The organism is Bradyrhizobium sp., assembly GCF_035273305.1.
GTDB lineage: Bacteria > Pseudomonadota > Alphaproteobacteria > Rhizobiales > Xanthobacteraceae > Bradyrhizobium.
In genome coordinates this window covers 1-7,075 of sequence record NZ_DATEPI010000024.1, presented here as the reverse complement: position 1 = coordinate 7,075, position 7,075 = coordinate 1, and the positions used below count along the sequence as shown (strand labels likewise).

Sequence of the window (7,075 nt, the reverse complement as noted above, 5' to 3'; positions counted from 1 at the left end):
GATTTTTCAAGTCGACGCCAAACCGCGGCGCGCGCGTGCTGTTCCAGAAAACCGCCGACCAGAGGGTCGCCTCATTCCTGCGCTCGCAAGGCTTTGCGGTCGATGAGATTCCGGAAGGCGAGAGTTTCGAGGTCGCACCGGGGGAAACCATGCGCATCGGGCGCGATGGCTTTTACGATTCCTGGAACGTGTTTCGGGCCGATGGGCGCGTCATCCTCAATATCAATGATTGCGAGTTGAAGAGTGAGCGCGACCTGTTGCGTCTTCGAGCCCAAGTCGGGCCGATCGACGTTCTGCTGACCCAATTCAGCTACGCTGCCTGGAAGGGCGGCAAGGCCAACAAGCCGCTCCGCGAGTTGGCGGCGCGGGAAAAGCTTGCCACGGTTCGGCAGCAGATCGATTGCCTGCAGCCGAAGTACGTCATCCCGTTCGCCTCGTTCGTCTACTTTTCGCATGTCGAGAATTTCTATCTCAACGACTCGATCAACCAGGCTTCCGACGCAGCTGATGTCATCGAGTCCGCCGGTTGCATTCCGATCGTCATGAAGCCGGGGGACGTCTGGACCGTCGGCGCGCCCTGGGACAACGGCGCGGCGATCGCGTTCTGGCGCAATGCCGCTGCATCGATCGAGGCGCTGCCACGCCACCAAGTGACCAAGCCGGTGCTGCTTCCCGAGTTGATCTCCAATTGCCAGCGCTATCAGCAGAAAGTCTTCAAGAAGAACGCGAAGTGGTTGATGCGCCTGGCGTCGATGGTCCCAGGCTTGTCGGCTTTTCGTCCGCTGGTGATCCGGCTCACCGACATCGACAAGACCGTTCGGTTTTCGTTTTTCAAGACGTTGCGCGAGGCCCCGCACGGCTCCGAGGCGGATGCGGAGATGTCTTCCGAAAGCCTCGATTTCATCTTTCTCAACGAGTTCGGCTACGACACCCTGAGCGTGAACGGTCGGTTTGAGGCATCCAGCGAGGGTTTTGCACGGATGACCAAGAATTTCGCGGTCGGATCACTCAATGCGCTCGGGATGAGCCTCAATCCGTCCCTGTTGGCCAATGCCGATGTGATCCTGCTGCTGGTCAGGAAACTGGCTTCGTTCCGCAAAAGGATGGAGAGTGCCAGCGCTTCACTGCCGTAAAAGGCGGTGCGCGCGTTCGATGTCCTGATGGTCCCGTTGCTGCCGCCGCTCCGTCGGGCGCATGATGGCGGATTTCGCCATGCAGAAACGGGTTTCCCCTCGCCCTGAAAATGGACTAGACCAGCGCCGGAAATTGCCAGCCGCCGCGCGTACCGCGCCGAATTCAAGCACATGACGATCCGGGCACTCCGCCCGGGCAGCCAAGAGGAATGACCATGCGTGTTTATTACGATCGCGATGCCGACCTGAACCTGATCAAGGGTAAAAAGGTGGTCATCGTCGGCTATGGCAGCCAGGGCCACGCCCATGCGCTAAACCTGAAGGATTCCGGCGTCAAGGATGTCGCCATTGCGCTGCGCAAGGGCTCGGCTTCCGCTAAAAAAGCCGAGGCCGCCGGGTTCAAGGTGATGGAAGTGGCCGAGGCCGCCAAATGGGCGGACCTCGTCATGATGCTTACTCCGGACGAATTGCAGGGCGACATCTACCGCGAGCATCTGCACGACAACATGAAAAAGGGCGCCGCGCTGGTCTTCGCTCATGGGCTCAACGTGCACTTCAACCTGCTCGATCCCCGTGCCGATCTCGACGTCCTGATGATCGCGCCAAAGGGCCCGGGCCACACCGTGCGTTCGGAGTATCAGCGCGGCGGCGGCGTGCCGTGCCTGATTGCGATCGCCAAGGACGTTTCAGGTAACGCGCATGACCTCGGCCTGAGTTATGCCTCCGCGATCGGGGGCGGCCGCGCCGGCATTATCGAGACCTCGTTCAAGGAAGAATGCGAAACCGATTTGTTCGGCGAGCAGGTCGTGCTGTGCGGCGGGCTGGTCGAACTGATCAAGGGCGGCTTCGAGACGCTGGTAGAGGCCGGTTACGCGCCTGAGATGGCGTATTTCGAATGCCTGCACGAGGTGAAGCTGATCGTCGACCTGATCTACGAAGGCGGCATTGCCAACATGAACTACTCGATCTCCAACACCGCTGAATTTGGCGAATACGTCACCGGCCCGCGCATCGTCACGGACGAGACCAAAAAGGAGATGAAGCGGGTCCTGGCCGACATCCAATCCGGCAAGTTCGCGCGCGACTGGATGCTTGAAAACAAGGTCAACCAAACCTCGTTCAAGGCGACGCGTGCCAAGCTCGCCGCCCATCCGATCGAGGAAGTCGGGGTCAAGCTTCGCGATATGATGCCGTGGATCAAAAAGGGTGCGCTGGTCGACAAGACGAAGAACTAGTTGATCCACATTTTCCTTGCGAGATCGCGCAGGCGCGATCTCGACGATCAAGAAGGTTGCGCTGGTCGATAAGACGAAGAACTAGTTGATCCACGTTTTCCTTGCGAGGTCGCGCAGGCGCGATCTCGATGATCAAAAAGGGTGCGCTGGTCGATAAGACGAAGAACTAGTTGATCCACATTTTCATTGCGAGGTCCCGCAGGCGCGATCTCGATGATAAAGTGCCCTGGCTCGCCAGGGCGCTTTTGTTTTATGAGCCTGTCGGAGCTGAGCAGGGGGTAACAGCCGCGTCCGCCTCGTCCGACCACCGCGATGCACAATCAAACGCGACAAATCGTCCTTGACGTCTGCGCCGCTTCCCGGTCGGTCCACTCGCCTGCTATCGTCTGTGAGGTAGCAAAAAAACGATATGCGCGCTGGGAGGACGCACTCATGAAACGTTTCGCGAAAGATTTCATCAGGACGGTTGTTGTTTCACTTGGCCTCTCCACGCTAATCGTCGCCGCTGCATCGCTGCCGGCGGTGGCGCAGAAGAAATACGATCCCGGCGTCACCGACACCGAAATCAAGATCGGCAACATCATGCCGTACAGCGGTCCGGCGTCGGCCTATGGCATCATCGGCAAGACGATGAGTGCCTATTTCAGGATGATCAACGACAATGGCGGCGTGAACGGGCGCAAGATCAACTTCATTTCCTACGATGATGCCTATAGCCCGCCCAAGACCGTTGAGCAGGCGCGCAAGCTGGTCGAGAGCGACGAGGTATTCCTGATATTTGCCTCGCTCGGCACTGCCAGCAACGCGGCGATCCAGAAATACATGAACACCATGAAGGTGCCGCAACTATTTGTGGCCACCGGCGCGTCCCGCTGGGGAGACCCCGAGCACTTTCCCTGGACCATCGGATGGCAGCCGAATTACCGGGCGGAAGCGCGTATCTACGCCACCTACATCCTGCAACATCATCCCGGCGCTAAAATCGGCGTGCTGTACCAGAACGACGATTTCGGAAAGGACTACGTTCTCGGTCTGAAGGATGTGTTGCGTGAGAAGTACGATACGATGGTGGTCGCAAACATCCCTTATGAGGTGAGTATGCCGACCGTCGACTCGCAGGTGGTTGCGATCAAGACGGCGAACCCGGACATCTTCGTCAACATCGGGACGCCAAAGTTCGCGGCGCAGGCAATCAAGAAGATTGCCGAACTCGGCTGGCATCCGATTCACATCATGACGAACGTATCGGCGTCGGTAGGGGCGGTGCTGCGACCGGCCGGCCTCGATAACTCGGCCGGCATCTTAAGCGCCGGCTATCAGATGGATGTCACGGACCCGCAGTGGGACAGCTATCCCGGCATGCAGAAGTACCGCGCCTTCATGGCCAAGTACTATCCGGAAGCAGACAGGGCCGAAAGCGGCCCGCTCACCGCATTCAACACCTCGACCGCATTGGTGGAGGTCTTGAAACGGTGCGGCGACAATCTCACCCGCGAGAACGTCATGAAGGTGGTTGCCAGCATGGATTTCGAGATCAACACCTACATCCCGGGCATCCGGATCAAGACCTCGCCGACGGACTTTTATCCAATCGAGCAGGTCCAGATGATGCGCTTTACCGGCGAGAAATGGCAGTTATTCGGCCCGATCATCGACGGGCACGCTGAATAGAACGATCACAGCCGCCGCGTCTTCTGTTGCAGGCGATTGCGCTTGGCTGCAATCGGGTTACAAGGCTCCACGCGCGTGCGAAGCAGGGGTAGGCCATGCAATCTGTTGTGATCACTGGAGTGTCTACCGGCATTGGCTGGGCCAGTGCAAAACTGTTGCTGGACCGGGGCTTCCGGGTGTTCGGCAGCATGCGCAAGCAGGTCGACGCCGACCGCCTGAAAGGTGAGTTCGGACCGAATTTCACGCCACTGATGTTCGATGTCACCGATGAGGCGGCGGTGTTTGCCGCCGCGCGAGAGGTACGCACCGCGCTGAATGGCCAAACGCTCACCGGACTCGTCAATAACGCGGGCATTGCGGTGGCTGGACCGGTGCTTGAACTTGCGGCCGATGAATTCCGTCGGCAGATGAATGTCAACGTGATCGGGCCGATCATCACGACACAGGCCTTCGGTCCGCTGCTCGGCTCCGATCTGTCGCTGAAGGGCCCGAAGGGACGGGTCGTGATGATCAGTTCGGTAGCCGGCAAGAACGGCAACCCCTTGACGGCGGCCTATTCGGCCTCAAAGCACGCGATCGAGGGGCTGTCCGAAAGCCTGCGTCGCGAAATGATGCTGTTCGGCATCGACGTCATTATTGTCGCGCCGGGCGCGGTGAAGACACCGATCTGGAGCAAGGCCGAGGAAGTCGACATTTCCGCCTACAAGAATTCACCATTTTTTCCGGCGCTCGGGCGAATTCGCCAATTCATGCTGCGGCTCGGCGAAACCGGGCTGCCCCCGGAGAAGATCGCGGAGGCGATCGCCGAGGCGCTTACCTCAGCTCATCCGAAGGTGCGCTACCAGCTTACGCCGGACCCGATGCGGCATCTAATGCTTGCGCTGCTGCCGAAGCGCATGACGGACAAGATCATCGCGAAACGGCTGGGGTTGCTGCCTCCTTTGTGAGGACCACCGCCTCGCCCAAGTGCCCGCCAGTACGGGATCAAAAACGAGGCGGGCAGATCATGATGCCCTTTGCCCAGCCCAAACCGGCTGCTGCCTTGAGTGTGGCGGCCCGACCCCCTATTCTGACTGGGGCAGATCGCTTTCGTCTCAGGGCTCGCGAGTTGCGCGAAGTGGCGACGCGATCGCTGCGGGACTGAAAGCATTTTCTCGACGGCTCTTTTTTCGGCGGATAATAAGCGTCCATGCGACGCGAGATGGATTCATGAATTTGATACGTGTGGTATTGTCAGTACTTCCGATCCTCGTCTGCTCGCCTGCCTTGGCGGAAACAATGAAGTTCGAGGATGCGGCCGCCATGTTGGGGGCAAGCTGTGCCAAGGACATCAATGAGAGCTGCCGCGGCGTGAACCTCGATTCGGTGCGCCTGAAGGACTGCCTGGCACGGAATGAGGATACGATGTCGCCGCAGTGCAAAGCCGACTACACGCGAGCCTTTGGCGCCATACAAAAACGAGTCGCCGCCCGTGCCGCCGTTCGCAAAATATGCGTCCGCGATGTGGTGAAGGTCTGCGGCGGAGCTCAGAAGGACGAGGGTGACGCTCTCAAATGCATCCTGACGGCAACACGCGGGCTAAGCGTGGCATGCAACAAAGCCATCGCCGAGGCGGGGTATCGTTGATGCGGACCGGTGGAAAATGCTGTCGCGATCTCAGCGCGCTGTTGGTTGTATTGACTGGATTGTTGGCGTCTTCTGCTCAAGCTGAGGTCGCTCGAGTTCAAGTTCAACCGGAATCTCAAGTTCAAGCTCAACTTCCAATTCAGGCTCAACTTCAGGCTCAAGTTCAACCTCAAGCTCAGACCCCGAAGCCAGGTGAAAGCTGGGTCGACCAGCTTGCCGGACTTCAAACCCCCGCGGATATTGATGTGGCGGCACTGCGGCAGGAGGTTGCCGCCCGAGTTAGAGCGAAGGCCGATCCGGTACCAGCGAAACGGCCGCCGATCGCATCCACGCTGCTTAAATTGCCGAGGCTAATCATCGATGTTCAATTCGATGAAGACACGCCGATCGTTCGGCCCGATTCCTATGGCACGCTCGGGCGTATAGCCGATACGCTCAGTGATCCCGCTCTGCTCGGGTACAAATTCCTGATTGTAGGGCACACCCCTGCGGGAGGTCGGCGCGACTTCAATCTCGCCCTCAGTCAGCGAAGGGCAGACGCCGTTCGCGACATCCTGGTGACCACGTTCAAGATCTCCGCTAAACGCCTGCAGGCGGTTGGGCTAGGCGAGGAGCAGTTGTTGGATGCGGCGCATCCGAATGCGGCAACCAACCAGCGGATCCAGATTACGACGATAGCTGCAGCCAATTCCTAGGGCGTTTTCGAGCGAAGTAGACTGTGGCTGGCGTGAAGAAGTCGCCTCAGAACAAGAAGGTAGAGCCCGATTTTGATTCAACCAGAACCGATCAGCGCCTAGGCACGGGCTTTACGGCTTTGCGATTTTTTCCCAGAGCCAACGCGCGACCGCCGCGGGTGATGACGTGCCGTCGCCACCGGCGGCGCGCAGGTTAGCCTCCCGCATTGTTTTGATATTGATCTTGCCTAGCAGCGGCTCGAGCGCGCCGCGCAGGGCCGAATCCGACGCGCGTTTCGGCGCGAGCAGGACGATGGCGTCGTAAGGTGGGATCGCATGCCTGGGGTCATCCAGCGCAACCAGGTCGTATTTGGCGATCAGCCCGTCACTGGTGTACCCCGCGATCACGTCGACCTCGCCCGAAGCCGCCGCGGCATACATGAAGTCCGGCTGCATCTGGCGCTGAGCCCGGAACGATAGCCGGTACGCTTTTCGCAGGCCGGCCCATTCCGGCCGCGAGAAGAATTCGTAATCGGCGGCTATCGACATCGTCATGGCGTGAGATGCGAGATCGGCAATCGAGTGAATGCCGAGTGCTTCAGCGCGCTTGCGCGGCATGACGAGCGCATAGGCATTCTCAAACCCAAGTTCGCCGAATAGCGTCACGTTCTGCTGCGCCAGTTTCGCTTTCAGTTCGCGCAGCAATTCGTCGCGCGGTTTGATGTCCGTGTGGTGA

The 7,075-nt window shown here is 59.3% G+C and carries 7 protein-coding genes; 6 read left to right on the top strand and 1 reads right to left on the bottom strand.

Annotated features, from left to right (window positions below):
• The 6 genes from VJV58_RS01590 to VJV58_RS01565 all read left to right on the top strand — a co-directional run.
• Positions 1-1,133 (top strand): hypothetical protein (locus tag VJV58_RS01590; protein ID WP_324135563.1); only part of this gene is annotated, 1,133 nt, incomplete at its 5' end.
• Between the two features lie 215 nt (positions 1,134-1,348).
• Positions 1,349-2,368 (top strand): ketol-acid reductoisomerase, encoded by a 1,020-nt coding sequence (ilvC, locus tag VJV58_RS01585; protein WP_324135562.1) that lies wholly within the window; start codon positions 1,349-1,351, stop codon positions 2,366-2,368.
• Positions 2,369-2,800: 432 nt separating this feature from the next.
• On the top strand, positions 2,801-4,039 hold the full coding sequence (locus VJV58_RS01580) for an ABC transporter substrate-binding protein (protein ID WP_324135561.1): 1,239 nt from the start codon (positions 2,801-2,803) through the stop codon (positions 4,037-4,039).
• 95 nt (positions 4,040-4,134) lie between these two features.
• Positions 4,135-4,986, top strand: a complete 852-nt coding sequence (locus VJV58_RS01575) for an SDR family oxidoreductase (RefSeq protein WP_324135560.1) — start codon at positions 4,135-4,137, stop codon at positions 4,984-4,986.
• A gap of 262 nt (positions 4,987-5,248) precedes the next feature.
• Positions 5,249-5,665, top strand: a complete 417-nt coding sequence (locus VJV58_RS01570; protein WP_324135559.1) for a hypothetical protein — start codon at positions 5,249-5,251, stop codon at positions 5,663-5,665.
• Positions 5,666-5,910: 245 nt separating this feature from the next.
• The gene (locus tag VJV58_RS01565; RefSeq protein ID WP_324135558.1) at positions 5,911-6,360 is read left to right on the top strand and encodes an OmpA family protein; all 450 of its coding nucleotides are present in this window, start codon (positions 5,911-5,913) and stop codon (positions 6,358-6,360) included.
• 111 nt (positions 6,361-6,471) lie between these two features.
• Here the strand turns inward: VJV58_RS01565 and VJV58_RS01560 are convergent.
• A partial coding sequence (locus tag VJV58_RS01560; RefSeq protein WP_324135556.1) for a glycine betaine ABC transporter substrate-binding protein occupies positions 6,472-7,075 on the bottom strand: 604 nt, incomplete at its 5' end.

Bases quoted from the DNA above. Each gene is read 5' to 3' on its own strand.
- ilvC (WP_324135562.1), top strand. From the start codon at position 1,349: ATGCGTGTTTATTACGATCGCGATGCCGACCTGAACCTGATCAAGGGT.
- VJV58_RS01580 (WP_324135561.1), top strand. From the start codon at position 2,801: ATGAAACGTTTCGCGAAAGATTTCATCAGGACGGTTGTTGTTTCACTT.
- VJV58_RS01570 (WP_324135559.1), top strand. From the start codon at position 5,249: ATGAATTTGATACGTGTGGTATTGTCAGTACTTCCGATCCTCGTCTGC.
- VJV58_RS01575 (WP_324135560.1), top strand. From the start codon at position 4,135: ATGCAATCTGTTGTGATCACTGGAGTGTCTACCGGCATTGGCTGGGCC.